Below are 24,679 nucleotides of genomic sequence, written 5' to 3' on the forward strand. Positions count from 1 at the left end.
GGGGCCGCCGCGCGGATGCCGCCGGAGCCTACTTGGCCTCGGCCTTCTGCAGCTCGGCGAGCTCCTCGTCCGACTCACGTCCCGGCGTGGGCAGATCGAACCGGGTGATCGCGAAGCGGAAGACCGCGTAGTAGACCACGGCGAAGCACAGGCCCACCAGGACCAGCCCCCACGGGTTGCCGGCGATGCCCAGGTTCAGCCCGAAGTCGATCGCGCCCGCCGAGAAGCCGAAGCCGTCCTTCATGCCCAGCGCCCAGGTCAGCGCCATCGAGACACCGGTGAGCACCGCGTGGATGGCGTACAGCACCGGCGCGATGAACATGAACGTGAACTCGATCGGCTCGGTCACGCCGGTGACGAACGACGTCAGCGCGACCGAGAACATCATGCCGCCCACCACCTTGCGGCGCTCCGGACGGGCGCAGTGGACGATGGCCAGGCACGCCGCCGGCAGACCGAACATCATGATCGGGAAGAAGCCGGTCATGAACTGGCCCGCCGTCGGGTCGCCGGCCAGGAAGCGGGCGATGTCGCCGCTCCTGCCCTGGTAATCACCCGCCTGGAACCACGGGAACGAGTTCAGCAGGTGGTGCATGCCGACCGGGATCAGCGCACGGTTGGCGACACCGAAGATGCCGGCCCCGACGGCCCCCGAACCGACCAGCCACTCACCGAGGTTGTGCAGGCCCGTACCGAGGACCGGCCAGACGTAGCCGAAGACGATGCCGATGAGCAGGCCCGCGAAGGCGGACAGGATCGGCACGAGACGGCGGCCGCCGAAGAAGCCCGCCCAGTCCGGCAGCCTGGTGCGGTGGAAGCGCTGGTACAGCAGGGCGACCACGAGGCCCATCACCACGCCGCCGAGGACCCCGGCGTCCACCGGCTTGTCCATCATGACGATCTTGCCGTCGACGACCTGTGCCACCTTCGTCAGGTTCTTGTCCGTGAACGTGGCCAGCACGTTCTTGAAGACCAGGTAGCCCACGACCGCCGCGAGCGCGGTGGAGCCGTCGGACTTCTTCGCGAAGCCGATCGCGATGCCCACGGCGAACAGCAGCGCCATGTTGTCGAGGATCGCGTTGCCGCCGGCCGCCATGAAGGAGGCGATCCTGGTCAGGAACGTCGGGAAGGACGAGCGTCCCAGCATGTCGTCGTTGCCGAGGCGCACTAGAAGGGCGGCGGCGGGCAGCACCGCCACCGGCAGCATGAGGCTGCGGCCGATGCGCTGCAGCACAGCCATCACGCCGGCGCCCTTCTTCTTCTCGGCCGCGGGAGCGGCGCTGGCTGTGGTCACGAGTCCCTCCAGTGGGCATGGCGCCGCCCGGACAGGGAGAGAAGGGGGAGGCGGCGGCTCTCTGGTCTACACCACGTAGTGGTGTAGACCAGTTGTAGCACGGCGGGGAAGCGCAAGGAACCCGCTGATCCGCGACCGGACCGCTACGCACCGTAAGGGGTGCGGTGGGGCCGCCACCGGGCCGATACCCACGAACGCCCTCCCCGCACCACGTTTGGCCGCCGCCTCAACGGTGGTGTAGACCAGTCCACAGACGGTTCGGTACCGACCAGGGAGAAGGAACATGGCCAGCAAGGCTGAGAAAATCGTCGCCGGGCTCGGCGGCCTCGACAACATCGAAGAGGTCGAGGGCTGCATCACCCGCCTCCGCACCGAGGTCAGCGACCCCTCACTGGTCGACGAGGCCGCCCTCAAGGCCGCCGGCGCCCACGGCGTCGTCAGGATGGGCACCGCCATCCAGGTCGTCATCGGTACCGACGCGGACCCCATCGCGGCGGAGATCGAGGACATGATGTAGAACCCGCGGAACCACCGCGGACCACCGCGGCCGCCACGGACCACCAGGGCCGCCACGGCCACCACGATTCATCCGGAAGGGGCACTTCCCACCGCGGAAGGAGCCCCTTCCCCCAAGGGGACTAGGCTCGACGTCATGTCTCGAATCGACGGCCGCACCCCCGAACAACTCCGCCCGGTCACCATCGAACGCGGCTGGAGCAAGCACGCCGAGGGCTCCGTCCTCGTCTCCTTCGGCGACACCAAGGTCCTCTGCACCGCCTCCGTCACCGAAGGCGTCCCGCGCTGGCGCAAGGGCAGCGGCGAAGGCTGGGTCACCGCCGAATACGCCATGCTTCCCCGCGCCACCAACACCCGCGGCGACCGCGAATCCGTCAAGGGCAGGATCGGCGGCCGCACCCACGAGATCTCCCGCCTCATCGGCCGCTCCCTGCGCTCGGTCGTCGACTACAAGGCCCTCGGCGAGAACACCATCGTCCTGGACTGCGACGTCCTCCAGGCCGACGGCGGCACCCGCACCGCGGCCATCACCGGCGCCTACGTCGCCCTGGCCGACGCCGTCGCCTGGGCCCAGGCCAAGAAACTGATCAGGCCCAGCCGCCAGCCGCTCACCGGCACGGTCGGCGCGGTCTCGGTCGGCATCGTCGACGGCGTCCCGCTCCTGGACCTCTGCTACGAGGAAGACGTACGCGCCGACACCGACATGAACGTCGTCTGCACCGGCGACGGCCGCTTCGTCGAGGTCCAGGGCACCGCCGAAGCCGAACCCTTCGCCCGCGACGAACTCGACGCCCTCCTCGACCTCGCCGTCGCCGGCTGCGCGGAACTCGCGGCCATCCAGCAGACGGCCCTGGCGAAGTAAAGGAACGAGCCGAAGCATGACCCGCCTGATCCTCGCCACCCGCAACACCGGAAAGATCACAGAACTCCGGGCGATCCTCACCGACGCCGGCCTGCCCCACGAACTGGTCGGCACCGACGCCTATCCCGACATCCCCGACGTCAAGGAAACCGGCGTCACCTTCGCCGAGAACGCCCTCCTGAAGGCCCACGCCCTCGCCCGGGCCACGGGCCTCCCCGCCGTCGCCGACGACTCCGGCCTCTGCGTCGACGTCCTCGGCGGCGCCCCCGGCATCTTCTCCGCCCGCTGGTCCGGCCGCCACGGCGACGACCGGGCCAACCTGGACCTGCTCCTGGCCCAACTGGCGGACATCGCCGACGGCCACCGGGCCGCCCACTTCGCCTGCGCGGCGGCCCTCGCCCTGCCGGACGGCACGGAACGGGTGGTGGAGGGCCAGCTCCGGGGCACCCTGCGCCACGCCCCGGCGGGCACGAACGGCTTCGGCTACGACCCGATCCTCCAGCCGGACGGCGAGACCCGCACCTGCGCGGAACTGACCCCGGCCGAGAAGAACGCGATCAGCCACCGCGGCAAGGCGTTCCGGGCACTGGTACCGGTGGTGCGGGAGCTGTTGGACTGAACTTACGAAAGAAGCCCCGCACCTACGAATCGAAGGTGCGGGGCCTCTTTTTCTTGTACGCCCGGTCGGATTCGAACCGACAAACACAACCACCTAAAGGTTGCCGCTCGGCCGTTGGCGTACGGGCGCCCGACCGCGTCCTACTCTACTGGGGGAGAGTATGACGCCGCTGGCCACCTCGGCACCAGGTGCTGGTGATCGCATGACAGTTGGGGCACAGCAGCCTTAGGTTCTCGCGCCGGTCGTCGCTCCAGTCCCCGTTGATGTGATCCACCTCCAGTGTCATGGGTCGGCCGAGCCACTCAGAGCCCACCCCGCACTTAGCGCACTCTTCGGGTACGCCGACTTCCTGGAGTGCACGCCGCAGCAGAGCTGTCTTGGTGCGGTGCCTTCCCTTGTGCCGGATCAGAATCTCCTCGGGCCGCTTGGCCAGATCCGGGCGGACTTTCCCTCGCTGATGTGCCTGTCCCAGAAAGTGTGTTGTTGTGAGGCGTTCCTCAGCTATCCACTGGCGCAGAAGGGTGCGCTGTGTACCGCTGTCGGGGTGTCCCAGCCGGCGAAGCACTTCAGCGATGGAGATCGATTCGGCGACCGCTGCACGCAGTTCGTCGTGCGTGGGTCTGGGGTGCTTCTTGCGAGGAGTCACCGGGCCTCCCTACGGCGACCGATGCCGCGCCCCCGGTAGTTGTCCGTCGTCGAATGGCAGTTGGGGCAGAGGAACCGCAGGTTCTCGAGGCGGTTGTCCCGCCAGTTGCCGTCGATGTGGTCGACTTCCAACGGAAGCGGACGCCCGTGCCAGACCGGCTCCGTACCGCACAGAGCGCACCGCTCATCCACGCCTGTCGCGAGCATCGCCCACTTGAGGCGATCGCTCGGGATACGTCGGGCCTGAGCGGTCGGCTGCTCGATGAGCAGACCTTCCGGCGTTCGGGGGCGCCAAGGTTTCCCTCGCCGGGTCGGCATCCGGAAGTGCGACGTGTCGATGCCGTACGCCTTGATCCGTCGGCTGATGTGGGTGTGGTGGCCGCCCACGACCTCCAGCCCAAGTCGACGTAGCACCTCGCACATGTTTGTGGAGGCCGCAACCGCCTGCTCAAGTACCTCCCTTGTCCACTTCACCCCCTCCCGCTCGAAGTGCGCCACATCCACCCCGAACTTCTTCATCCGCGCCCGGATGTAGTTCCGTGTCGAACTCCTCGGATCCACCCCCAACCTCTCCAACACCTCCGACAACGTCCGCGCCCCGCGAGCCGCTTCCTCCAGCCGCTCCCTCGTGTACGTACTGGCCCCCATGGGTTCCCTCCGTTCTCGGCCATGCGTTCATGGCCCATACGGAGTAACGAACCGGTAATCGGACAGTCACGCACGGAACGCAGAGCGGCCCGCGCCGGGCACCCCGGTGCGGGCCGCACGAGCCGCGGGAGCGGTCTCTCAGATGCCCAGATCCTTGATGATCTTGGCCACGTGGCCGGTGGCCTTCACGTTGTACAGGGCGCGTTCGACCTTGCCCTCCTCGTCCACGACGACCGTGGAGCGGATGACGCCGACGACCGTCTTGCCGTAGAGCTTCTTCTCGCCGTAGGCGCCGTAGGCCTCCAGGACCTTCTTGTCGGGGTCGGCCAGGAGCGTGACCTTCAGGGACTCCTTCTCGCGGAACTTCGCCAGCTTCTCCGGCTTGTCGGGGGAGACGCCGATCACGTCGTAGCCGGCGGACGCCAGTACGTCCAGGTTGTCGGTGAAGTCGCAGGCCTGCTTGGTGCAGCCGGGGGTGAGGGCGGCCGGGTAGAAGTAGACGACGACCTTGCGGCCCGCGTGGTCGGCCAGCGACACCTCCTTGCCGTCGGCGTCGGGGAGGGTGAAGGCGGGGGCGACGTCCCCGGGCTGGAGCCGCTCGGTCATCGAAGGTGTCTCCTCGTACGTGCCGGTACCGTGTCGCTCCGAGGGTATCCGGGGGTGCCGACAGCGCGGTCGGGGCGAGAGCTGACAGACTGTGCCGAACAGGCATCAGTGGACTTCGGAGGCGGTACGGTGGCGGACACCGCGGACACCAGGACCCCGGCTGAGATCGAGGCGGACATCAGACGCCGCCGCGACGTGCTGGCCGAGACGCTCGACGAGATCGGGATGCGGGTGCACCCGAAGACCATCGTCGGGGACGCCAAGGCCAAGGTCGTCTCCAACGTCGACCACACGCTCGGGCGGGCCTATGTGCAGGTCAACCGGGTCGTGAGCGATGTGCGGGCGCAGTTCGTGGACGAGCAGGGCGCCCCGCGTCTGGAGCGGGTCGTACCGGTCGCGCTCGTCGCCGTCGGGCTGGTCGGGCTGCTCGCGCTCGGTGCCCGCAGGCGCCGGGACTGAGCCGCTCGGCGACCCACCGCGTGCGGCCGTGCCGGGGGCAGGTAGGTTTTCAGGCGTGAGCGCCAAGAGAAATGAGCACAGCAGTCACCACGACAAGCTGCCCATCCGGATGCTGCACGACCGGGTGCTCGTCCGGCAGGACACGAGCGAGGGCGAGCGGCGTTCGGGCGGCGGCATCCTGATTCCCGCGACGGCGGCGGTGGGACGCCGGCTGGCCTGGGCGGTGGTCGTGGCGGTCGGGCAGAACGTGCGGACCGTGGAGCCTGGGGACCGTGTGCTGTTCGACCCGGAGGACCGTGCCGAGGTCGAGGTGCGCGGGGTCGGGTACGTGCTCATGCGCGAGCGTGATCTGCACGCGGTGGCCGCGGACCGGTTCGAGGGGTCGGAGGACTCCACGGGCCTGTACCTGTAGAGCAACGGCGAAAGAGGGGCTGGTGACCCTTGTCACCAGCCCCTTTGTCGTTCCCGTTCTTTTGCTAGCCTCGTGCGTCAGCCCGACGAGACGCGCCGTACCGGGACGTAGGCAAAGACGACGCACCCTGTTTTCCGTCGTTTTCACGTCGCCCCGGAGGTGCCTGTCATGGCCTGGGTTCTGCTCGTCGTCGCCGGTCTGCTGGAGGTGGGCTGGGCGATCGGGATGAAGTACACCGACGGGTTCACCCGGCTCGTGCCCAGCGTGCTCACCGGTGCCGGGATCGTCGCGAGCATGGTCCTGCTGTCGTACGCCGCCCGCTCCCTGCCCATCGGTACCGCCTACGGCGTGTGGGTGGGCATCGGGGCGGGCGGTGCGGCGGTGGTCGGCATGCTGGTGCTGGGGGAGCCGGCGACCGCCGCCCGGATCTTCTTCGTGTGTCTGCTGCTGGTGGCCGTGGTGGGGCTCAAGATGACTTCCGGCCACTGAACAGGTGGGCCGTCGTGCCGCCGTCGCCGGTGGTGCCGGCTGACGTGCCGCCTCCGCCGTTGCCCTGGCCGCCGCCGCTCCCGCCGGGTGTACCTCCTGTGCCGCCGTCGCCGGGCGGGGTGCCTCCGGTGTCCGGGCCGGTGTCGCCGGCCGGCGGGGTGCCGCCGGTGTCGCCGGTGGTGCCCTCCGTGGTGTCCCCGGTGGTGCCGTCCGTGGTCCGGCCCTCGGTCTGCCCCTGGTCGTGGCCCTGTCCCTGGGTGTCCTGGCCGTCGGTGTCCGTGCTGCCGTCGCCCTCGTCCCCGCTGTCGGTGCCCGGGGTCTCGACGGGGGCGGAGGGCGGCGCCTCGACCTGGTCGGCGCCCGGCTGGAGCTGGAGGTCGAAGTCGGTGACCGGCTTGTTCTTCAGGGCGTTCCTGGTGAACTGCGCCCAGATCTGGGCGGGCGGACCGCCGCCGTTGACGCGGGCCAGGCCCATCGCGCCGTAGAGCGACTTGTGGTGGGCGGTGACCGGGTCCTGGCCCATGACGGACACGACGGTGGCGAGCTCGGGGGTGTAGCCGGCGAACCAGGCGGCGGTGTCCTCCTCGGCGGTGCCGGTCTTGCCGGCGGCCGGGCGGCCGGCGGCCTGGGCGGCGGTGGCGGTGCCGTTCTGGACGACGCTCTGCAGGATCGCGGTGGTGGTGTCGGCGGCCTGGCGGCTGATCTGCTGGGTCTCGGTGCGCCCGGGCAGCTCGACGGTGTCGGTGCCGTCCTTGGTGATCTCCTTGATCATCGTGTACGGGCCGTGCTTGCCGTGGTTGGCGAGCGTGGCGTAGGCCTGGGCCATGTCCACGACGCTGGCGTTGGCCACCCCGAGCGCGATGGACGGGGCGGCGGTCAGCTCCGGGGTGTCGCCCGGCAGGCCGAGGGCGACGGCGGTGTCCTTGACCTTCTCGCTGCCGACGTCCACGGCCATCTGGGCGTACACCGCGTTGACGGACTTGTCGGTGGCCTCGCGGACGGTGATGTCGCCGTAGGAGTGCTGGTCCTCGTTCTCGGGGGCGTAGTAGCCGCTCCAGCCCTCGACGGGGCGCTTGTTGGTGCCGTCGTAGTAGGTGTTCGGGGTGATCAGGCGGCCGTCGCGGGTCTGGGAGACGTTCTGGACGGCGGCGGTGAACACGAACGGCTTGAAGATGGAGCCGACCTGGAAGTCCCGGCGGGTGGCGTTGTTGGTGTACTGCTGGACGTAGTCGATGCCGCCGTACAGGGCGACGAGCTCGCCGGTCCTGGGGTCGATCGCGGCGCCGCCGGCCCGGACGTAGGTGTCCACCTTGCGGTTCTTCTTGTCGAGCTTGCTCATCAGCTGGTCGTCGACCGCTTTGACCAAGGCGTCCTGCTTGCCCTTCCGCAGGGTCGTGGTGATGCGGTAGCCGCCCGCGTCGAGCTGGTTCTCGTCGAGGATCTCGTTCTTGGCCAGGTAGTCCTTGACCGCGCGGACGATGTAGCCGCGCTGTCCGGCCATGCCGACGGGGGCGGTGGCCTCCTTCGGCATGGGGAACTTCATGCCGGCCCGCTCCGAGGGGCTCAGCCAGCCCTTGGAGACCATGCCGTCCAGGACGTAGTTCCAGCGGGCCGTCGCGGCGGACCTGTTCTCCGGGTGGGCGACGACGTCGTACTGGCTGGGGGCGTTGACCAGCGCGGCCAGGTAGGCGGCGCGGGCCGGGTCGAGGTCCTTGGCCTTGACGCCGTAGTAGGCCTGGGCGGCGGCCTGGATGCCGTAGGCGTTGCGGCCGAAGTAGCTGGTGTTGAGGTAGCCCTCGAGGATCTTGTCCTTGGACTGGCGGCGGTCCAGCTTGATCGAGATGAAGAACTCCTTCGCCTTGCGGGTGACGGTCTGCTCCTGGCCCAGGTAGTAGTTCTTCACGTACTGCTGCGTGATCGTGGAGCCGGACTGCTTGCCCTTGCCGGTGGCGGTGTTCCAGGCGGCGCGCAGCATGGCCTTGGGATCGACGGCGGACTCGGTGTAGAAGTCGCGGTCCTCGGCGGCGAGCACGGCGTGCTGGGCGTCCTTGGAGATCTGGGCGAGGCCGACGTTCTCCCGGTTGATCTCGCCGTCGCGGGCGATCTCGGTGCCGTCGGCGTACAGGTAGACGTTGGCCTGTTTGACGGCCAGGGCGTTGGCGGGCGGGATCTTCACCAGCGAGTAGCCGAGGAGGAGCGCTCCGATGCCCAGCAGGACGACGGTGAGGAAACCGCCGAGCACCATGCGCCAGGTCGGGACGGCCCGGCGCCATCCGGTGCGTCCGGGCCGGCCGGCCTTCCCGCCCTCCGCCCCGGGCACCGCGGGCGGCTCCGGTACGGCTCCGACCTGGTCCGGGGGCTGCGCTTGCGCCTGCGGCTCCGGCTGCGCCTGCGGCTTCGGCTCGTCGCTCATCTGGTGTACGGACTCCTGTTTTCGCGTCGTACGTTCCCGTACGCCCTCGTGCGCCTTCCGCGCCCCCAGGTGAAGACTCTCGCATCAAGCGTTCCGTTCCCGGTCACGCGCAGTTTTCCGGGCCGGAAAATGCGTGGCATATCACGTCCCGGGCGTAATAGGCTCGCGCGCTTTCGTTGTCGTGGGCCTGGGAGGCGGTGGAGGTGGGCGCTGGGCGGTTGTACGCGGCCGTCGCGGCGGGGGGGTTCCGACGGTACGCGACGTACCGGACGGCGACGGCTGCCGGGGTGTTCACGAACACCGTGTTCGGGCTGATCCTCGTGTACACGTACCTGGCGCTGTGGGACGCCCGGCCGCACCTGGGCGGCTACGACCCGGCGCAGGCGGTGACGTACGTGTGGCTGGGGCAGGCGTTCCTGGCGGCGCTGGCGATCGGCGGGGGCGGCGTCGAGGACGAGCTGATGGAGCGCATCCGTACGGGTGATGTCGCGATCGACCTGTACCGGCCGGCCGACCTCCAGCTGTGGTGGCTGGCGGCCGATGTGGGCCGGGCGCTGTTCCAGCTGGTCGGGCGGGGGGTGGTGCCGTTCGTGTTCGGGGCGCTGTGCTTCCCGGTGTCCCTGCCGACGGACCCGCTGACCTGGGTGGCGTTCCTCGGCGCGGTGGCGCTGGCGATGCTGGTGGGTTTCGGGATCCGGTTCCTGGCGGCGCTGAGCGCGTTCTGGCTGCTGGACGGTACGGGCGTGCTGCAGATGGCCCGGCTGGCCGGGTACTTCTGCTCGGGGATGCTGCTGCCGCTGAACGTCTTCCCGGGCACGCTCGGCGAGGTGGTCCGGCTGCTGCCGTGGTCCTCGCTGCTCCAGGCGCCCGCCGACGTCCTGCTGGGGCACGCGGACCCGCTGGGCACGTACGCCTTCCAGGGGGCGTGGGCGGTGGCGCTGCTGGCGGCCGGGCGGCTGGTGCAGCTGGCGGCGACGCGGCGGGTGGTGGTGCAGGGTGGCTGAGCTCTCCGGGCACACGGCGGGCGGCCGGCTGCGGGAGGGGCTGCGGGCCTACCGGCTGATCGCCGGCATGTGGATCCGCTCCACGATGGCCTACCGCGCCTCCTTCGTCATGACCACGTTCGGGAACCTCGTGGCGACCGCGCTGGACTTCGTGGCGATCCTGCTGATGTTCTCCCACGTGGACGCGCTGGGCGGTTACACGCTGCCCGAGATCGCCTTCCTGTACGGGCTGTCCAACACCGCCTTCGGTCTGGCCGACCTGGCGATCGGCTCGATGGACCGGCTGGGGCGGCGGGTGCGCGACGGCACCCTGGACATCCTGCTGGTGCGGCCCGCGCCGGTGCTCGCCCAGGTGGCCGCCGACCGGTTCGCGCTGCGCCGGCTGGGCCGGGTGACGCAGGGCGCGCTGCTGCTGGGCTGGGCGCTGACACGGCTCGACGTCGACTGGACCCCGCTGAAGCTGCTGCTGATGCCGGTGATGGTGGTCAGCGGCTGCGGGATCTTCTGCGCGGTGTTCGTGGCGGGGGCGGCCTTCCAGTTCTGGGCGCAGGACGCCTCGGAGGTGCAGAACGCCTTCACCTACGGCGGGACCACGCTGCTGCAGTACCCGCCGACGGTGTTCGGCAAGGAGCTGGTGCGCGGGGTGACGTTCGTCCTGCCGCTGGCGTTCGTCAACTGGCTGCCCGCGCTGTACGTGCTCGGGCGGCCGTATCCGCTCGACCTGCCCCGGTGGACGGCGTTCGCGCCGCCGCTGGTCGCGGTGGGGTGCTGCGCGCTGGCGGGGGCGGCGTGGCGGGTGGGGTTGCGGTCGTATCGGAGCACGGGAAGCTGAAGGGGCGAGCGGCACATGGTGGTGGACGGCGGTTTCATCGAGGTCGACCGGGTGGAGAAGGTCTTCGAGGTACGGAGGAGGACCGGGTTCCTGAGGCGTGAGCGGCGGCAGGTGCGGGCGGTCGACGCGATCTCGTTCCGCGTGGCGCGCGGCGAGATGGTCGGCTACATCGGCCCGAACGGCGCGGGAAAGTCGACGACGATCAAGATGCTCACGGGCATCCTGACGCCCAGCGGCGGCCGGCTGCGGGTGGCCGGCATCGACCCCTCCCGTGAGCGGGCCCGGCTCGCGCGGCGCATCGGGGTGGTGTTCGGGCAGCGTACGACCCTGTGGTGGGACCTGCCGCTGATCGACTCCTACCGGCTGACGCACCGCATGTACCGCATCCCCGACGCCCGTTACCGCGCCAATCTGGAGCGCTGCGTGGAACTCCTCGAACTGGGCGGCCTGCTGGACGTCCCCGTACGGCAGCTCTCGCTCGGCCAGCGGATGCGCGGGGACATCGCGGCGGCCCTGCTGCACGACCCGGAGGTCCTCTACCTCGACGAGCCGACCATCGGCCTGGACGTCGTCAGCAAGGCCAAGGTCCGCGGGTTCCTGCGGGACCTGAACGCCGAGCGCGGCACCACGGTGCTGCTGACCACGCACGACCTGCAGGACATCGAGCAGCTGTGCTCGCGGGTGATGGTCATCGACCACGGGCGCCTGGTGTACGACGGCCCGCTGGCCGGCCTGCACGAGGCGGGCGAGAGCGAGCGCACCCTGGTGGTCGACCTGGAGCGGGAGCTGCCGCCCATCGAGCTGCCGTCGGCGCGCGTGGTGCGGGTCGAGGGGCCGCGGCAGTGGCTGGCCTTCCCGGCGGGCGAGTCGGCGGCCGTGCTGGTGGCCCGGATCGCGGCCGAGTACCCGCTGGTCGACCTGTCGGTGCGGGAGCCGGACATCGAGGCGGTCATCGGCAGGATGTACGCCGAGAAAGCGGTCTCGTAGGCTGCTGCCATGACGGAGGACCTCCCGGAGCTTCGCGCTTCCGACGCCGATCGTGAACGAGTCGCCGAACACCTGCGGGACGCCCTTGCGGAGGGGCGTCTCGACATGACGGAGTTCGAGGAGCGGCTGGAGGCGGCGTACACGGCGCGGACGTACGGCGAACTCGCGCCGCTCACCCGGGACCTGCCCGTGCCCGGGGTGAGCGCCCCGGCCGTGAACATGGTGAAGCAGCCCGAACCGGACAGCGGCTGGGCGGGCCGGGTGGTCGGCGGGGAGGGGACCTCGTCGTGGGCCGTCGCCGTCATGGGCGGCTTCGAACGCAAGGGCGGCTGGACCGTGCCCAGGCGGTTCAACTGCTTCACCCTCTGGGGCGGCGGCAACATCGACCTGCGCGAGGCGAACTTCGCCGACCGCGAGGTCGAGATCAACTGCGTGGCGATCATGGGCGGTGTGGAGGTGACCGTGCCGCACGGCGTCGAGGTCGTGGTCCGCGGCGTCGGCATCATGGGCGGCTTCGACCACCGCGAGGACGGCGCCCCGGCCGAACCGGGCGCCCCCCGCGTGATCGTGACGGGCGTGGCCTTCTGGGGCGGCGTGGGAATCAGACGCAAACTCACGGAGGCGGAACGCCGCCGCCAGAAGGAAGAACGCCGCCAGGAGAAACTGGCCCGCAAGGCCAAACGCCGAGAACTGTCATGACCACGGGCGGCCGCGCCGCCCCCTCCTGCTCCCGGAGGCCGGACACCTCTTCCGCCGGCCTCCGGCACCCCTGACCACTCGGATGCGGATGGTGCCCGGAGCCGACGACGGCACCGGGCACCCGCCCGCCCCGGATCCCGGCGCCGACCCGCTGCCGTACCGCCTCCCGCGCCGGCCCGGACGGCGGCGGAAGCGTCGCCGACCGCGGTCGGCGGGGCATGGCCGTGACGCCTGGTCGTGCGGGCGATGCTCTCCTCGGGCGCGTCGACGGGACCCTGCCGACGCACCCCCGGCAGACGCCGGGAACTCTCGTTCCGTTCCGGGAGTCGGTCAGGAAGGGACAATTGTGCGCGGGCTCACTGAACGGGTGGAGTGGATGGAACAGACGACACAGGCCGGCCCGGAGACGGCGGACGCCGTCTCCCGCCGCGCGATGACCGTGTTCAGCGCCGCCGACGAGGAGCGGGCCCGCGGGGTGCGCCGTATGAAGCTGACCGCCACCGGGCTCCTGCTGCTCGTGGCCGTGGTGTACGTCCTCGCCACGTGGGCCGAGCACGCGGGCGCCGGCGCCTGGACGGCCTACGTCGCGGCCGCCGCCGAGGCCGGCATGGTCGGCGCGCTCGCCGACTGGTTCGCGGTCACCGCCCTCTTCCGCCACCCGCTCGGCCTGCCCATCCCGCACACCGCGATCATCCCGAACAAGAAGGACCAGCTCGGCGTGTCGCTCGGCGAGTTCGTCGGCGAGAACTTCCTCTCCGAGGACGTCGTACGGCAGCGGCTGCGCGCCGTCGGCATCGGCAGCCGGCTGGGAGCCTGGCTCGCCCGGCCGGAGCACACCGACCGGGTGACGGCGGAACTGGCCACCGCGCTGCGCGGCGCGCTGACCGTCCTGCGCGACTCCGACGTGCAGGCCGTGGTCGGCGAGGCGATCACCCGCAGGGCCAACACGCAGGAGATCGCGCCCGGCGTCGGCAAGCTGCTGGAGAGGATCGTCGCCGACGGCGGTCACAAACGGGTCGTCGACCTGGTCGTCACCCGCGCCCACGACTGGCTGGTGCTGCACGGCGACTCCGTGATGGGCGCCGTACAGGGCGGCGCGCCCGGCTGGACCCCGAGGTTCGTCGACAGGAAGGTCGGCGAGCGGGTCTACAAGGAGCTGCTGCGCTTCGTCACCGAGATGCGGGACATGCCCGGTCACCCCGCGCGCGGAGCCCTGGACCGCTTCCTCACCGACTTCGCCTCCGACCTGCAGTCCGACACCGACACACGCGCGCGTGTGGAGCGGCTCAAGGGCGAGGTGCTCGGCCGCGGTGAGGTGCAGGACCTGATCGCCTCCGCCTGGGGCGCCGTACGGTCCATGATCGTCGCCGCGGCGGAGGACGAGCGCAGCGAGCTGCGCATGCGGGCACGGGCCTCGCTGCTGTCCCTGGGCGCCCGGATGGCCGAGGACCCCAAGGCCCAGGGCAAGGTGGACCACTGGGTCGAGGGCGCGGCGGTGTACGTGGTGACGACGTACCGCAAGGAGATCACCTCCCTGATCACCGACACGGTCGCCGGCTGGGACGCCGAGCACACCACCCGCAAGATCGAGGCCCACATCGGCCGCGACCTGCAGTTCATCCGCATCAACGGCACGGTGGTGGGCTCCCTCGCGGGCCTGGTGATCTTCACGGTGTCGCGGGCGCTGGGGGCGTAGCCCGGTCGGCCGCCCCCGGGCGTGGTCCCGGTGGTTCGGGGGAACCCGCATGGCGTTCCGTTCGACGTTGGAGGGAGCCCATGACCACCGCTGAGGCCCGGACCGGCCGTACCGTGACCACCGACATCCCCGCCAGGCTCGACCGACTCCCCTGGTCGCGCTGGCACTGGTCGGTCGTCATCGGCCTGGGCACGGTGTGGATCCTCGACGGCCTGGAAGTCACGGTCGTCGGCAACATCGCCAGCCGCCTGTCGGAGCCCGGCAGCGGGCTGGCGATCAGCTCCGGCCAGGTCACGGGCGTCGCGGCGGCCCTGTACGTGGCGGGCGCCTGCGTCGGCGCCCTGTTCTGGGGCCGTATGACCGACCACTACGGCCGCAAGAAGCTGTTCCTGATCACCCTCGCGGTGTATCTCGCGGCCACCGCCCTGACCGCGATCTCCTTCGAGGCCTGGTGGTTCTTCCTCTTCCGCTTCCTGACCGGCTTCGGCATCGGCGGCGAGTACGCGGCCATCAACTCCGCGATCGACGAGCTGATCCCCGCGAGCCACCGCGGCCGCGTCGACCTGATCATCAACGGCAGCTTCTGGCTGGGCGCGGTCGGCGGCTCCCTGCTGTCGATCCTCGCCCTGAACACCGGCGTCCTGGCCGCCGATGTGGGCTGGCGCATGACGTTCGCGCTCGGCGCGGTGCTCGCCCTGGTGATCCTCCTGGTACGCCGCCACGTTCCGGAGAGCCCGCGCTGGCTGCTGATCCACGGCAGGGACCGGGAGGCGGAGGACATCGTCAGCGGTATCGAACGCCGGGTCGAGCAGGAGAAGGGCGAACCCCTGCCCGAGCCGCACGGCGAGATCACCATCCACCAGCGCGGCAGCGTGAGTTTCGTCGAGATCGGCCGCACGGTCTTCGCCCACTACCGCAGGCGCACGGTCCTCGGCTTCTCCCTCTTCATCGGCCAGGCCTTCCTCTACAACGCCATCACCTTCGGCTTCGGCGCGATCCTGACCAAGTTCTTCAGCGTTCCCTCCGACCACACCGGCTACTACTTCGCCGTCATCGCGGCCGGCAACTTCCTGGGCCCGCTGCTGCTGGGCCACCTCTTCGACACGGTCGGCCGCCGGGTGATGATCTCCTCCACCTACCTGCTGTCCGGTCTGCTGCTGTTCGGCACGGCCTGGCTGTTCGACCGGGGCGCGCTGGACGCCGGCACACTGACGGCCTGCTGGTGCGTGGTGCTGTTCTTCGCCTCGGCCGGAGCCTCCAGCGCCTACCTGACCGTCTCCGAGATCTTCCCGATGGAGACCCGGGCGATGGCCATCGCCTTCTTCTACGCCCTCGGCACCGCGGCCGGCGGCATCAGCGGCCCGCTGGTCTTCGCCGACCTCACGGGCACCGGCGTGATCGGCGACACGGTCCTCGCCTTCCAGGTCGGTGCCGGCCTGATGTGCGCGGCGGGCCTGGTCGCCGCCTTCCTCGCGGTCAACGCCGAGCAGCGCTCCCTGGAGGACATCGCCAGGCCGCTGTCGGCGGTGACGGCGAAGGCGAAGGCGGCGGCCGAGGGGACCAAGGACCACCGCGGCGACGTCACGCCCCCGTCGTCGAGCCCGGCCTGACGGGACGGCCACCGCGCCTGGCGCCGGTGCTCCGCTTCGAACCGGTGTTCCACTTCGCGCACCGGGCATCCGGCAGGATGGCCTTGTGCCTCTCCTGCCCGGACCCCGTGATCGCGCCGCGGACGCCCTCCCCGACCCCGTACGGATCCGCCTGGCGGCGGCGGGGGCCGCGGTGGTGACCGTCGGAGCGGGGTTGGGGCTCCGGGCCGTGGCGACGGGGGACGTGGGCAAGTACGGCGGAGACGCGCTGTACACCGTCCTGATCCTGACTCTGGTCGTGGTGGCGGTGCCCCGGGCAACGCCCCTGACGGCCGCCGCGAGCGCGCTGGCTGTCAGCTGGGGCATCGAGTTCCTCCAGCTCAGCGAGGTGCCGGCGGAGCTCTCCCGGCGCAGTGCCGTCGCCCGCCTCGTGCTCGGCTCCACCTTCGATCCGCCCGACCTGTTCTGGTACGCGGTCGGCGCGGCGGCGGGCTGGCTCGTCCACACCGCGGCGGGCTCCGTCACCGGTCGACGCGCCGGGAGCCCCGGCCGTGAGCGCTGTCGATGATCCGGCGGGCGGCGAGCAGGCCCGAGCCGGCGGTGAGGGCCGTCGCGGCGACGACGGTGGCGTTCAGGCCGGAGGCGTCGGCGAGGACGCCGGCCACCAGGGCGCCGGCGGCGTAGCCGATGTCGCGCCAGAAGCGGTGGATGCCGAGGGCGTTGGCTCGCCGGGCGGGGTGTGCGTGGTCGGGGGCCGAGGCGATGAGGGGTCCCGCGCGTGCTCGTGATGTCCTCCTCGGTCACCCGTGCCCGGTGGGACCGGCCCCCCGAGCCACTCGATCACCGTTTCGGACGGGCGCGACGGCCCGGCCCGGCCGCCGAAGGGCGCTGTGACGCCGACCGGGCAACGGGAGCGGCCTCAAAGCGGCCTCAGAGGCGGCTGTACTTCTCGATGTCCTCGGTGAACTCCTCGATCGCCTGCGCGGTCAGCGTCGGCCGGGTGTCGGCGATGGCGGTCAGGTAGTCCTCGGTGGTGGCCGGCCGGCCCTCGCGGTGCGCGACCTCGTGTTCGAACGCCGCCTGCGCGCCCTTGCGGGCCGCGAACTCGATGTCGGCCGGCGTGAACAGCTCACTGGCCGCGACCAGCCGTGCGAGGTCGACCGCGGCGGCGTCCCCGAGGTAACGGGCCCAGATCGCCGTACGGGCGGCCGGGTCCGGAGGTCCGATGGGGATGACGTAGTCGAACCGGCCCGGCCGCAGGAAGGCCGCGTCGAGAGAGCGGACCGAGTTGGTGGCGCAGGCCAGCAGCCGCGCGTCCTGCTCGCGGAAGACGGGGATGAGCTTGAGCAGCTCGTTGGTCACCCCGTGCCCGGGATCGACCGCCTTCCCGGACCGCGCGCCGGCGATTTCCTCGACCTCGTCGATGAAGAGCAGCACCGAGTCCAGTTCCGCCAGCTCCGCGAAGGCCTCCCGCAGCGCCGCGGCCAGCCCCTCGCTCGTGTCGGAGGCGAGCCGGGACGGGAAGAGCTCCACGAACGGCCAGCCGAGCCGCGAGGCGACCGCTTTGGCGAAACTGGTCTTCCCCGTGCCGGGCGGGCCGAACAGGATGATCGCCTTGGGCGGGACGACACCGTAGCGGTCGGCCAGCGCCGGCTCCGTCAGCGGGAGCACGACACGGCGCTCGACGACCTGCTTCTCCCGCTCCATGCCCGCCATGGCGCCCCAGCGCCCCTCGGGCAGCACGCGGCCGCCCAGCGCCGCGAGGACGTCGGCGTTGGCGGCTCCGGGCGGTTCGAACTTCTCGTAGTAGGACAGGCCGTCGCGCAACCGGTAGCCGGAGTTCTCCAGTGCCTTCGTCCCGGCGGCGCCCGCGGGCAGCAGCGCGCTGATGTGGCGTACACCCAGTGCCCGCAGGCGCCGCTCCAGCTCGCCGAGGAGGGCACTGCCGATCCCGCGCTCACGCCAGCGGGCGGCGAGCGCGACCAGGAGGACCCACCCGCGCTTGCCGTCCGCCTGGGCCACGGCCATGCCCACCACCTCGTCGCCCACCATCGCGACCACCGCCGGCTGGCCGGCCTTGGCCGCGGCCATCACCTCGGAGACCGGGAACACCGGGTCCGCGTCGGCCTGGCGGCTCTGGTCCCAGATCTGGATGGCCTGGTCGAGATCGTCGTCGTGATAGTCACGCAGATGCCATGCGGGCATCGCCACCACCTCACCCGGCCCGGGAGCCCCATTGTCTCCCGCGGGAGCACCGGACGGCGAACCCTGCGAGCCCCTCCCGGCCGCGGCCGATCGGGCAGGAGACGCCCGTCCCTACGGATCGTGTGCTGCCATGTGACCCATGGGCGGCAGCCGGCCGCACGACCGGCGTGCCCGGTCACGGGCGCAGGTGCGCCATCAGTTCACCTTCGGCGGGGTAGGGCCGTTCCTCGGGCAGCAGTCGGGCCGCGGTGTCCAGGTCGCCGTCGCCGACGAGTGCGCGGATCTCGCGGGCGAGCGGGGTCACGTCGCTGATGGAGACCGTCCACTCGTCCGCGTACCGTCGTACGGCCTCACCGGAGAGCCCGAGCTGCAGCGAGCGGTACGGCAGGGGCCGCAGGTGCAGATCGCGCTCGGGGTCCCACTGGACGCGGGTCGGCGCACGCTTCAACTCGCGTTGCCAGGTGCTGCGATCGGAATGCAGCTCAGGTACGTGACTCGACAGGCACGCGTTGCGCAGTGCCCACTCGAAGCCGTCGCGAGCGATCTCGACAGCGAGAACGGTCTCCTGCCCCGCCTTCGTGCCCCAGCCGCAGCGGTACATCATCCACAGGAACGACGGCTTGATCCAGGTCATGCGGTCCCGCTTCCACGCGGCGGGAAAACGGCCCCGGCGAACCGCGGGTACGCCGATCTCGGGGGAGTACGCCTGGTAGACGGTGATCGTGGATGCCGTGTGGAGCGCGCGGATCCTGCGCTGGGGTTCTTCCATGAGCACAGGGTGGGGCCGACGGATCTCCGTCGGCCATTGATTTTCGAACGCGGTCGCTTCCGCGGGACGACTCGGCCGCGGCACCGCGCGCCCGACGGCACCACGGCCGGTCGGACCGGGCTCGGGCTCGGCCGACCACTTCTCCGTGACTTCGGGCGCAGGGGCGATTCCCGTCGGGCAGGACGCCCCCGGTTCGTCTCGAACGGGGTGCTCGGACCGACCCCCGTCCCGCCCAGGCCGCAGTACCCGTTCGGGTTCTTGTCGAGGTACTGCTGGTGGCTGCTCCCGCTTGACCGGGATGGGTGTTGTGGCCCGCGCTGTCGGATGCTCAGCGCTCGACGAAGCGAGCCGGCCGCGCGGTGATCGACTCGCTGGACGCCGCCGTGGGACCGCCGGCCCTCCCCGCCAGGTCGAACGTCACTGGTCGCCGGAGCGGCGCGGTGTTGTCATGGGTAGGGAGACGGACGTGGACGAGCGGCCGCGAAGGCCGGGGCGCCGCGCCGTCGCGAAGCGGAGGAGGCCGATGCCATGCTGCACCGCCGCACGGTCGGTGACGTGATGACCGAAGAAGTCATCACCCTCCGTCCCGACACACCGTTCCACGAGATCGCCTCCCTGCTGGACGCGAACGACATCGCCGCGGCCCCGGTCATCGATGACGAGGGCGCCCCCATCGGCGTCGTGTCCGCGTCCGACGTGCTGCGGCACGAGACCGGCATGCCCGACCCGCAGGGGCAGGAGGGGAACGACGAGCACGCATGGGGCAAGGCCCGGGCCCGGACCGCGGGCGCGCTCATGAGCAGCCCCGTCTTCACGGCCCGTGCCGACTGGACGATCCCCCGGGCCGCGCGGGAACTCCGCAGGCGGCACGTCAAGCAACTGCCGGTCGTCGGCGACCACGGGCTCCTGACCGGCATCGTCAGCCGGAGCGACCTGCTGACCGCCTTCATCCGCTCCGACGTCGAAATCCGCGGCGAGGTCGAGCGGGACGTCCTGGGCCGCATCCTCGGCCTGGAAGAGGGCACCGTCTCGGTCGAGGTCCGGGACGGTGCCGTTACGCTGCGGGGTCACGTCCCGGAACCGCGTCTCGTCCCGGTGGCCGTGGGCCTGTGCCAGGGCGTCGACGGTGTCGTCGCCGTGGACGCCCACCTTGTGGCTGTCCGGGCGGACTAGAGCGTGTCTCTCAAAGCAGGACCGTAGCGCAGGCTCGTGGAACTTGGGCGCATGGGCTGAGGGCTGCCCCGTAACTGTTGGTGTCCCGTCTCAGCGAAGGCCGGCCGATGTCGTTGGGGGCGAGCGGGTGCTGAGCGACAAAACCAGGTCGACGGTGGTCACTGCGGTACCCGATCATGCGTTCATGCCCCTGGGAGACACCCTTGCCCGAGTCGATGCAGACCTGGCCGCCGGCCGGGTTCCCGTCGCGCGCCAGCGCCTGCGCGGGCTGGTGTCGTCCTTTCCGAACGACCTGATGATTCGCCGGCGCCTGGCCGAGGTGTACCGCCTGTACGGAGAGCCCGCGGAAGCGGGCCGCTGGATGTACCTCGAACGGGACCGGGACGCGGCTGAGACCTCCGCCTTCGAGGCGAGATACCACACAGCCCCGCAGCGCATGCGGGCACTTGCCTGGCAGGGACCGGAGTCGCTTGCCCGGACAGCCTTTGCCAGAGAGCAACTGGCAGCAGTACGAGCAGCCTGCTCCGATGCCATGGGACACCCCGTCGACTGGGACACGGTGCCATCCGGCGAGAAGGCAGACGACAGGAAAAGCGCCTTCGCCGGCTTCCTGGCCGGGGCCGGATGCCTGGTGGCGGTTCTTGCGTTCCTCGCGATCTGGGTGAACGGACTCGTTGCCCTCTTCGACTGACTCAGGTCGCCGGGGCCTGTGGGGACGCCGTTCGAGGTTCGGTGAGACTGCCCAGAACTGCCGTGAACAGGACACCCGGCGACAAATGAAATGATCTCGCTGTGTCTGGTGTGCTCACGGCGTCGGAGTCGTCTTGGACAGCCCCGTCCACCGGGCTGAGCCCGCGGCAGTTCGGCAAGCTGATCACCGCGCTGCGGTGCGAGGGTGCCGATCCGGTCCGCAAGGGCCGGCCCTGGAGCCTGCCGCTGGAGGACCGGGTCCTGCTGGTTGCCGCGTACTGGCGCACGAACCTCACCCCACGGCAGCCGGCGCCGTTGTTCGGGGTGTCGAAGTCGGCTGCCGACCGCATCATCAACCACCTCGGCCCCTCGCTCGCACTCCAGCCCCGCAGACGGTTCCGCAAGGACACGGTGCTGATCGTGGACGGGACCCTGGTCCCCACCCGCGATCACACTGTCGCCGAGCAGTCGAAGAACTGGGCGCGATGCCCGTCGGGCACGACGCGCCCCGGTTCGTCTCGAACGGGGTAGTTGGTTCGACCCCCGTGGCTACGAGGCTCTCGGGCCGGGTCACCCTGGCGCGCGAAACCGTGGTGAGGGCTACAGCGCCTCGAACGGAGGCACGATGCGAACAACGATGATCAGCGGGTCACGCGGTGCCACGAGGAAGTAGAACCAGCCGCCGGCGGCGTCCATGCGGCGCAGACCGCCCGGTCGGGGGCCGTTGCCGAGATCGCTGACGTCGATGCCCATACCGGCAAGGTCGACGAGCTGGTCGGCCAGACGTTGCACCTCCGCCACCACGTGAGCGGGGATGCCGCCTGCCACGTGGTCGTGGTCGGGGTCGTACTCCCAGCGCCAGTCCGTGCTCACCGGGCCGACAGGCCGATGGCCGCGTGGGCTTCGTCCAGGATCCGTCCGATCTCGGAGGCGGCCTGCCGTGCCTGGGCCGCGTCGCCGGACGCGGCGGTGTCCTCCCAGAGGCGGAGGGCTGCTGCCAGGTCCGGCAGGCGCTGGATGTGGACATAAACGGCCCACTGAGCGATGAACCGCTGGAGCGGTGCTAGATCGGAGCCCTGTCGAGACTGGTCGGCCGCCTGGTCCAGCTCCCGGGTGAAGGCCGGTAGTGCGGCAGGCGCGATCTGGCTGATGGCCTGCCGCAGCGCGGCAACCGTGGCAGGAGGCTGAGGGATGAGCGGTTGCCCAGCGGCGGAGGTGGTCATGACTGCTCCCATGCGCCTGATTCTGATCCCAGGCGTCAGCGTATCGGGCGTGAGTGCTCCACCACCGCTCGAACGGGTGAGGGAGAACCGATACGGCGCCCCGTCGTACCGCCGCGGCTCAATCGTCCGTGACTCCCGGGGCGGGCGCGATGCCCGTCGGGCACGACGCGCCCCGGTTCGTCTCGAACGGGGTACTTAGCCTGACCCCCGTCCCAGCGGGGCGGTGATGCCGACGCCGCGGTAGCCGTGTGTGGAGTAGGGCCCTCCGGATGAGGCCACCGGCGCGGGGGTGGGCAACAGGTCGGTGCGCTCCTCGTGGTGGCCGGTGGCCGGCGACCGCAGGGCGGGTTGGACGGGCACGGAATCGCTTCGAAGCCTCGCGCGTTGAGGACAGTGGGCATGGGATGCCGGGGGTGTGCGAGCCGAGCAGACCGAGCGACCGAGTTGACAGACATTGGAGGGGCCGTAATGGCTACGCAGACGCAGAGGGCAGTGCTGGCTGGCGGATGCTTCTGGGGGATGGAGGAGCTGATCCGCCGACTCCCGGGCGTGACGGCGACCCGGGTCGGATACACGGGAGGTGACGTGTCGAACGCGACGTACCGTAACCACGGCACGCACGCGGAGGCCATCGAGATCCTTTTCGACCCCGCGAAGACCGACTTCCGCGCGATCCTGGAGTTCTTCTTCCAGATCCACGACCCGAGCACCAAGAACCGCCAGGGCAACGACATCGGCCTCAGCTACCGCTCGGCGATCTACTACGTGGACGACGAGCAGAAGCGGATCGCCGAGGACACGATCGCGGATGTGGACGCCTCCGGACTGTGGCCCGGCAAGGTCGTCACCGAGGTGGAGCCGGTCGGCCCCTTCTGGGAGGCCGAGCCCGAGCACCAGGACTACCTGCAGCGTTACCCGGACGGCTACACCTGCCACTTCCCGCGCCCGGGATGGCGGCTGCCCGCCCGCGCGGAGGGCTGACCGCGAGGCGGCTTGGCGGAAGGCGGAGGCCGACCGGCCGAGGCTTCCCAGCCGGACCGCGCCTGCGGGGCCGGAGCCGACCCGCTGTGGACGACGGGTGCCGGCGGCGGGACGCGGGACACAGCCGGGAAGGGCAGAACGGGTCCGGCGATCCCGACCCGACTTTGCTGAATCCGTGCGTCTCAGCCGTCGGCCGTGGCGACGCCGGTGGGACAGGAGGCTCCCCAGTTCGTCTCGAACGGGTCACCTGGCTTGACCTCCGTCCCTCCGAGGCCGCGCAGTACCCGTTCGGGTTTTTGGTGTCCGAGAGGTACTGCTGGTGGTACGCCTCCGCCGGGTAGAAGGGGCGGTCGTCGGACGGGAGGATCTCTGTGGTGATCGTGCCGTGGCCGGCTGCGGTGAGGACCTTCTGGTACGCCTCGCGGGACGCTTCCGCGGTGGCCGCCTGGGCGGGGGTGTGGGTGTGGATCGCGGAGCGGTACTGGGTGCCCACGTCGTTGCCCTGGCGGAAGCCCTGGGTGGGGTCGTGGGACTCCCAGAAGGTCTTCAGGAGGCGGTCGTACGGGATGACCTTCGGGTCGTAGACCACGCGGACCGCCTTCGTGTGGCCCGTCAGGCCCGAGCAGACCTCCTCGTACGTGGGGTTCTCGGTGTAGCCGCCCTGGTGGCCGACCAGGGTGGTCCACACGCCCGCCGGGAGCTGCCGGAACTTGCGTTCGGCACCCCAGAAGCAGCCCAGGCCGAAGTCGGCGGTCTCCAGACCCTCGGGGTACGGGCCGAGGAGGGGGTCGCCGAGGACGGTGCGGCGGTCGGGGACCCCGAACGCGGGCGCGGGCCGGCCCTCGAGCGCCTGCTCGGGGTGGGCAGCTGCGGCGTTCGGCCGAAGAGTATGAGGGTCTCCCCGTCGGTCTGGGGCGGGCCCGCCCGTCACAACGGGCCCGTCGGTTCCGCCGCTCTCGCGGTGCGCGGGCGACGGCATCCAGGACAACGATCCCGGTGCCGCCCGCATTCCAGCGCTCAGGCGGTCGGCTCGGCGGACGCGGCCACCGCCGCGGCCGAGGCGTCGCGGACGCCGCAGTAGTAGTCGGCCATGTCGCCCCGGTAGCGCCACGGCAGCGCGTTCACGTACCCGTCGACCAGCTTGAACTGCTCCAGCGCCGCCTCGTCGCGGTCCTGCAGCGACAGGTAGTACGCCAGCAGGTGCCGCAGTTCGGGCAGCCGCGGATGGGCCGGATCGGCCGCCGCCGCGTCGGCGAGGGCGGCGTCGACCCGGGCCACCATCTCGGGCGTGCGGTCGACGGCGCTGTCCTCCGACTCGTCGTGTTCGTAGTGGGCGATGAGCGGCAGGGCCGTGAGCAGGCTGCCCAGCGGCGCGTCGGCCGCGGCCCGCTCGGCGAACTCGGTGGCCAGACGCTCCGAGCCGCGCCACTTCGCGCACCAGTACTGCAACGCCGAGAAGTGGGCCTCGTAGTGGTGCGGAGCACGGGCGGTGAGCTCCGTCCACAGCTTGTCCATCTCGGAGTTCGGGTAGCCGAGGCCGAGCGCGACCCAGATCTCCGTGATGTACGGCGTGGGGTCGTCGGGGTTCAGGGCGGCGGCCCGCGCTATCTCCTCGCGGGAGCGTGCCAGCATCCGGTGGAAGCCCTCGAACTGTTCCTGGGTCGTGTGGTTGGCCCGCTGGGCGCCTCGTATCCTCCAGGCGAGGATGACGGTGCTGCGGGCCCTGAGCACGGCGGCGTCCGGGTCGTCGGGGTGCTCGGTCTCCCAGTCGAGCAGCCAGGTGTCGTCCTCGGCCGCGCGCTCGGCCAGCAGGACGGCGGCGGCGGACCGGCGCTCCCAGTCGCGGCCGATGCCGCGCAGCAGGCCGG

General features: G+C 70.9%; 27 protein-coding genes, 1 tRNA gene, 2 pseudogenes and 1 riboswitch. Of the genes and pseudogenes, 17 read left to right on the forward strand and 13 right to left on the reverse strand.

What is annotated here, in order from left to right:
- Nucleotides 1–28: 28 nt before the first annotated feature.
- Entirely contained in the window at nucleotides 29–1,294 is a 1,266-nt protein-coding gene (locus RH94_RS03415) for a PTS transporter subunit EIIC (protein WP_073946172.1), read from the reverse strand.
- 283 nt (nucleotides 1,295–1,577) lie between these two features.
- Between RH94_RS03415 and RH94_RS03420 the strand changes: the two genes are divergently transcribed.
- The 3 genes from RH94_RS03420 to rdgB all read left to right on the forward strand — a co-directional run bounded on the left by RH94_RS03420 (nucleotide 1,578) and on the right by rdgB (nucleotide 3,291).
- Nucleotides 1,578–1,811: a glucose PTS transporter subunit EIIB gene (locus RH94_RS03420; RefSeq protein WP_073946173.1), complete on the forward strand. Its 234-nt coding sequence runs from the start codon at nucleotides 1,578–1,580 to the stop codon at nucleotides 1,809–1,811.
- Nucleotides 1,812–1,946: 135 nt separating this feature from the next.
- Nucleotides 1,947–2,672, forward strand: coding sequence for a ribonuclease PH (gene rph, locus RH94_RS03425; protein ID WP_073946174.1), 726 nt, complete (start codon nucleotides 1,947–1,949; stop codon nucleotides 2,670–2,672).
- A gap of 16 nt (nucleotides 2,673–2,688) precedes the next feature.
- Nucleotides 2,689–3,291, forward strand: a complete 603-nt coding sequence (gene rdgB, locus RH94_RS03430; RefSeq protein ID WP_073946175.1) for an RdgB/HAM1 family non-canonical purine NTP pyrophosphatase — start codon at nucleotides 2,689–2,691, stop codon at nucleotides 3,289–3,291.
- A 56-nt stretch (nucleotides 3,292–3,347) separates the two neighbouring features.
- Here rdgB and RH94_RS03435 read toward each other — a convergent pair.
- The 4 genes from RH94_RS03435 to bcp all read right to left on the reverse strand — a co-directional run bounded on the left by RH94_RS03435 (nucleotide 3,348) and on the right by bcp (nucleotide 5,190).
- Nucleotides 3,348–3,420, reverse strand: a tRNA-Leu gene (locus tag RH94_RS03435).
- A 16-nt stretch (nucleotides 3,421–3,436) separates the two neighbouring features.
- Entirely contained in the window at nucleotides 3,437–3,937 is a 501-nt protein-coding gene (locus RH94_RS03440) for an HNH endonuclease signature motif containing protein (RefSeq protein WP_073946176.1), read from the reverse strand.
- Entirely contained in the window at nucleotides 3,934–4,584 is a 651-nt protein-coding gene (locus tag RH94_RS03445) for an HNH endonuclease signature motif containing protein (RefSeq protein WP_073946177.1), read from the reverse strand. Before RH94_RS03445 ends, RH94_RS03440 begins: the two co-directional genes overlap by 4 nt.
- Before the next feature lie 138 nt (nucleotides 4,585–4,722).
- Nucleotides 4,723–5,190 (reverse strand): thioredoxin-dependent thiol peroxidase, encoded by a 468-nt coding sequence (gene bcp / locus RH94_RS03450; RefSeq protein ID WP_073946178.1) that lies wholly within the window; start codon nucleotides 5,188–5,190, stop codon nucleotides 4,723–4,725.
- Between the two features lie 129 nt (nucleotides 5,191–5,319).
- Between bcp and RH94_RS03455 the strand changes: the two genes are divergently transcribed.
- The 3 genes from RH94_RS03455 (at nucleotide 5,320) to sugE (ending at nucleotide 6,550) form a co-directional block, all read left to right on the forward strand.
- Complete coding sequence (locus tag RH94_RS03455; protein ID WP_073946290.1) at nucleotides 5,320–5,649, forward strand: DUF3618 domain-containing protein; 330 nt, start codon at nucleotides 5,320–5,322, stop codon at nucleotides 5,647–5,649.
- A gap of 55 nt (nucleotides 5,650–5,704) precedes the next feature.
- Nucleotides 5,705–6,061, forward strand: coding sequence for a GroES family chaperonin (locus tag RH94_RS03460; protein WP_073946179.1), 357 nt, complete (start codon nucleotides 5,705–5,707; stop codon nucleotides 6,059–6,061).
- A gap of 62 nt (nucleotides 6,062–6,123) precedes the next feature.
- A riboswitch (guanidine-III (ykkC-III) riboswitch) is annotated at nucleotides 6,124–6,188 on the forward strand.
- 41 nt (nucleotides 6,189–6,229) lie between these two features.
- Nucleotides 6,230–6,550, forward strand: coding sequence for a quaternary ammonium compound efflux SMR transporter SugE (gene sugE, locus RH94_RS03465; RefSeq protein ID WP_073946180.1), 321 nt, complete (start codon nucleotides 6,230–6,232; stop codon nucleotides 6,548–6,550).
- On the opposite strand, the gene RH94_RS03470 is transcribed toward sugE, so the two are convergent.
- Nucleotides 6,528–8,963 (reverse strand): transglycosylase domain-containing protein, encoded by a 2,436-nt coding sequence (locus RH94_RS03470; protein ID WP_107428612.1) that lies wholly within the window; start codon nucleotides 8,961–8,963, stop codon nucleotides 6,528–6,530. The two genes, sugE and RH94_RS03470, sit on opposite strands and share 23 nt — an antisense overlap.
- Before the next feature lie 203 nt (nucleotides 8,964–9,166).
- Here RH94_RS03470 and RH94_RS03475 point away from each other — a divergent pair, with 203 nt between their 5' ends.
- From RH94_RS03475 to RH94_RS03505, 7 genes are all read left to right on the forward strand, one after another.
- Nucleotides 9,167–9,967 carry an ABC transporter permease gene (locus tag RH94_RS03475; RefSeq protein WP_073946291.1) on the forward strand — a complete coding sequence of 267 codons (801 nt, stop codon included), beginning with the start codon at nucleotides 9,167–9,169 and terminating at the stop codon, nucleotides 9,965–9,967.
- Nucleotides 9,960–10,799, forward strand: coding sequence for an ABC transporter permease (locus RH94_RS03480; RefSeq protein WP_234425507.1), 840 nt, complete (start codon nucleotides 9,960–9,962; stop codon nucleotides 10,797–10,799). Before RH94_RS03475 ends, RH94_RS03480 begins: the two co-directional genes overlap by 8 nt.
- 15 nt (nucleotides 10,800–10,814) lie before the next feature.
- On the forward strand, nucleotides 10,815–11,786 hold the full coding sequence (locus RH94_RS03485) for an ABC transporter ATP-binding protein (RefSeq protein WP_073946181.1): 972 nt from the start codon (nucleotides 10,815–10,817) through the stop codon (nucleotides 11,784–11,786).
- A gap of 9 nt (nucleotides 11,787–11,795) precedes the next feature.
- Nucleotides 11,796–12,485, forward strand: coding sequence for a DUF1707 SHOCT-like domain-containing protein (locus RH94_RS03490; protein ID WP_073946182.1), 690 nt, complete (start codon nucleotides 11,796–11,798; stop codon nucleotides 12,483–12,485).
- Between the two features lie 376 nt (nucleotides 12,486–12,861).
- Nucleotides 12,862–14,181 carry a DUF445 domain-containing protein gene (locus tag RH94_RS03495; protein WP_199880857.1) on the forward strand — a complete coding sequence of 440 codons (1,320 nt, stop codon included), beginning with the start codon at nucleotides 12,862–12,864 and terminating at the stop codon, nucleotides 14,179–14,181.
- Between the two features lie 80 nt (nucleotides 14,182–14,261).
- The gene (locus tag RH94_RS03500) at nucleotides 14,262–15,791 is read left to right on the forward strand and encodes an MFS transporter (protein ID WP_073946183.1); all 1,530 of its coding nucleotides are present in this window, start codon (nucleotides 14,262–14,264) and stop codon (nucleotides 15,789–15,791) included.
- Between the two features lie 85 nt (nucleotides 15,792–15,876).
- Nucleotides 15,877–16,338, forward strand: coding sequence for a ribosomal maturation YjgA family protein (locus RH94_RS03505; protein ID WP_407697249.1), 462 nt, complete (start codon nucleotides 15,877–15,879; stop codon nucleotides 16,336–16,338).
- Here the strand turns inward: RH94_RS03505 and RH94_RS41155 are convergent.
- The 3 genes from RH94_RS41155 to RH94_RS03520 form a co-directional block, all read right to left on the reverse strand.
- Nucleotides 16,292–16,435, reverse strand: coding sequence for a hypothetical protein (locus RH94_RS41155; protein ID WP_199880858.1), 144 nt, complete (start codon nucleotides 16,433–16,435; stop codon nucleotides 16,292–16,294). The two genes, RH94_RS03505 and RH94_RS41155, sit on opposite strands and share 47 nt — an antisense overlap.
- Before the next feature lie 265 nt (nucleotides 16,436–16,700).
- On the reverse strand, nucleotides 16,701–17,984 hold the full coding sequence (locus RH94_RS03515) for an ATP-binding protein (RefSeq protein ID WP_199880859.1): 1,284 nt from the start codon (nucleotides 17,982–17,984) through the stop codon (nucleotides 16,701–16,703).
- Between the two features lie 166 nt (nucleotides 17,985–18,150).
- The gene (locus tag RH94_RS03520; protein ID WP_073946185.1) at nucleotides 18,151–18,744 is read right to left on the reverse strand and encodes a DUF4291 domain-containing protein; all 594 of its coding nucleotides are present in this window, start codon (nucleotides 18,742–18,744) and stop codon (nucleotides 18,151–18,153) included.
- Between the two features lie 528 nt (nucleotides 18,745–19,272).
- On the opposite strand from RH94_RS03520, the gene RH94_RS03525 reads away from it, so the two are divergent.
- The 3 genes and pseudogenes from RH94_RS03525 to RH94_RS03535 form a co-directional block, all read left to right on the forward strand.
- Nucleotides 19,273–19,917: a CBS domain-containing protein gene (locus RH94_RS03525; RefSeq protein WP_073946186.1), complete on the forward strand. Its 645-nt coding sequence runs from the start codon at nucleotides 19,273–19,275 to the stop codon at nucleotides 19,915–19,917.
- A gap of 184 nt (nucleotides 19,918–20,101) precedes the next feature.
- Nucleotides 20,102–20,608, forward strand: a complete 507-nt coding sequence (locus tag RH94_RS03530) for a DUF6584 family protein (RefSeq protein WP_073946295.1) — start codon at nucleotides 20,102–20,104, stop codon at nucleotides 20,606–20,608.
- A gap of 101 nt (nucleotides 20,609–20,709) precedes the next feature.
- Nucleotides 20,710–21,087: pseudogene (locus RH94_RS03535) on the forward strand (helix-turn-helix domain-containing protein); the annotation flags it as partial.
- A 120-nt stretch (nucleotides 21,088–21,207) separates the two neighbouring features.
- Here the strand turns inward: RH94_RS03535 and RH94_RS03540 are convergent.
- Both RH94_RS03540 and RH94_RS03545 read right to left on the reverse strand, forming a co-directional pair.
- Nucleotides 21,208–21,480, reverse strand: a complete 273-nt coding sequence (locus RH94_RS03540) for a hypothetical protein (protein WP_073946187.1) — start codon at nucleotides 21,478–21,480, stop codon at nucleotides 21,208–21,210.
- A complete protein-coding gene (locus RH94_RS03545; RefSeq protein ID WP_073946188.1) occupies nucleotides 21,477–21,830 on the reverse strand; it encodes a hypothetical protein in 354 nt (117 codons plus the stop codon). Before RH94_RS03545 ends, RH94_RS03540 begins: the two co-directional genes overlap by 4 nt.
- 468 nt (nucleotides 21,831–22,298) lie before the next feature.
- Here RH94_RS03545 and msrA (RH94_RS03550) point away from each other — a divergent pair, with 468 nt between their 5' ends.
- The gene (gene msrA, locus RH94_RS03550) at nucleotides 22,299–22,811 is read left to right on the forward strand and encodes a peptide-methionine (S)-S-oxide reductase MsrA (RefSeq protein ID WP_073946189.1); all 513 of its coding nucleotides are present in this window, start codon (nucleotides 22,299–22,301) and stop codon (nucleotides 22,809–22,811) included.
- A 182-nt stretch (nucleotides 22,812–22,993) separates the two neighbouring features.
- On the opposite strand, the pseudogene msrA (RH94_RS03555) reads toward msrA (RH94_RS03550), so the two are convergent.
- Nucleotides 22,994–23,702, reverse strand: a pseudogene (gene msrA / locus RH94_RS03555) (peptide-methionine (S)-S-oxide reductase MsrA).
- Between the two features lie 126 nt (nucleotides 23,703–23,828).
- A partial coding sequence (locus RH94_RS03560; protein ID WP_234425508.1) for a hypothetical protein occupies nucleotides 23,829–24,679 on the reverse strand: 851 nt, incomplete at its 5' end.

This window comes from Streptomyces kebangsaanensis (genome assembly GCF_001906585.1).
Taxonomy (GTDB): domain Bacteria; phylum Actinomycetota; class Actinomycetes; order Streptomycetales; family Streptomycetaceae; genus Streptomyces; species Streptomyces kebangsaanensis.

Excerpts from the sequence above, each read along its gene's own strand:
- RH94_RS03420 (WP_073946173.1), top strand. The coding sequence starts at position 1,578 with ATGGCCAGCAAGGCTGAGAAAATCGTCGCCGGGCTCGGCGGCCTCGAC.
- rph (WP_073946174.1), top strand. The coding sequence starts at position 1,947 with ATGTCTCGAATCGACGGCCGCACCCCCGAACAACTCCGCCCGGTCACC.
- rdgB (WP_073946175.1), top strand. The coding sequence starts at position 2,689 with ATGACCCGCCTGATCCTCGCCACCCGCAACACCGGAAAGATCACAGAA.
- RH94_RS03445 (WP_073946177.1), bottom strand. The coding sequence starts at position 4,584 with ATGGGGGCCAGTACGTACACGAGGGAGCGGCTGGAGGAAGCGGCTCGC.
- bcp (WP_073946178.1), bottom strand. The coding sequence starts at position 5,190 with ATGACCGAGCGGCTCCAGCCCGGGGACGTCGCCCCCGCCTTCACCCTC.
- sugE (WP_073946180.1), top strand. The coding sequence starts at position 6,230 with ATGGCCTGGGTTCTGCTCGTCGTCGCCGGTCTGCTGGAGGTGGGCTGG.
- RH94_RS03470 (WP_107428612.1), bottom strand. The coding sequence starts at position 8,963 with ATGAGCGACGAGCCGAAGCCGCAGGCGCAGCCGGAGCCGCAGGCGCAA.
- RH94_RS03485 (WP_073946181.1), top strand. The coding sequence starts at position 10,815 with ATGGTGGTGGACGGCGGTTTCATCGAGGTCGACCGGGTGGAGAAGGTC.
- RH94_RS03490 (WP_073946182.1), top strand. The coding sequence starts at position 11,796 with ATGACGGAGGACCTCCCGGAGCTTCGCGCTTCCGACGCCGATCGTGAA.
- RH94_RS03495 (WP_199880857.1), top strand. The coding sequence starts at position 12,862 with ATGGAACAGACGACACAGGCCGGCCCGGAGACGGCGGACGCCGTCTCC.
- RH94_RS03500 (WP_073946183.1), top strand. The coding sequence starts at position 14,262 with ATGACCACCGCTGAGGCCCGGACCGGCCGTACCGTGACCACCGACATC.
- RH94_RS03520 (WP_073946185.1), bottom strand. The coding sequence starts at position 18,744 with ATGGAAGAACCCCAGCGCAGGATCCGCGCGCTCCACACGGCATCCACG.
- RH94_RS03525 (WP_073946186.1), top strand. The coding sequence starts at position 19,273 with ATGCTGCACCGCCGCACGGTCGGTGACGTGATGACCGAAGAAGTCATC.
- RH94_RS03530 (WP_073946295.1), top strand. The coding sequence starts at position 20,102 with ATGCCCCTGGGAGACACCCTTGCCCGAGTCGATGCAGACCTGGCCGCC.
- RH94_RS03545 (WP_073946188.1), bottom strand. The coding sequence starts at position 21,830 with ATGACCACCTCCGCCGCTGGGCAACCGCTCATCCCTCAGCCTCCTGCC.
- msrA (WP_073946189.1), top strand. The coding sequence starts at position 22,299 with ATGGCTACGCAGACGCAGAGGGCAGTGCTGGCTGGCGGATGCTTCTGG.